This window comes from Streptomyces sp. sk2.1 (assembly GCF_008120935.1).
Taxonomy (GTDB): Bacteria; Actinomycetota; Actinomycetes; order Streptomycetales; family Streptomycetaceae; genus Streptomyces.
Window position 1 is genome coordinate 1 of record NZ_RDBO01000164.1, and the last position, 690, is coordinate 690.

1 pseudogene is annotated in these 690 nt (G+C 68.0%); it reads left to right on the top strand.

Annotation, left to right across the window (positions count from 1 at the left end):
- Positions 1-680: pseudogene (locus EAO76_RS41850) on the top strand (IS5 family transposase); the annotation flags it as partial.
- Positions 681-690: the final 10 nt, after the last annotated feature.

Sequence of the window (690 nt, forward strand, 5' to 3'; positions counted from 1 at the left end):
GCGATCGTGTTCGTGGCCACGTCGGGCTGCACGTGGCAGCAGTTGCCCACGGCGTCGTTCGGCCCGTCCGGGGCGACGGCCCACCGCAGATTCACCGAGTGGACGAAGGCCCGGGTGTGGGCCGGGCTGCACCGCCTGGTCCTCGACGAGCTCGGATCCCGCGGCGAGCTGGACTGGTCGAGGTGCGCGATCGACTCGGTGAACATGCGGGCTTTGAAAAGGGGGACCTGACAGGTCCGAATCCTGTCGACCGGGGCAAGTACGGGTCGAAGATCCACCTGATCACCGAGCGGACCGGTCTGCCCCTCTCCGTCGGCATCTCCGGCGCCAACCTGCACGACAGCCAGGCCCTGATCCCGCTCGTGAAGGGCATACCGCCCATCAGATCCCGGCGGGGCCCACGCCGGCGCAGGCCCGCAAAGCTCCACGCCGACAAGGGCTACGACTACCGCCACCTGCGGCAATGGCCGGCACAGCGAGGCATCCGGCACCGCATCGCCCGCAAGGGCATCGAGTCCTCACAGCGACTCGGCCGACACCGCTGGACCATCGAACGCACCATGGCCTGGCTCGCCGGCTGCCGCCGACTCCACCGCCACTACGAACGCAAGGCCGAACACTTCCTCGCCTTCACCAGCATCGCCTGCACCCTCATCTGCTACCGCAGACTCACCAAATGAGATGGCTTCT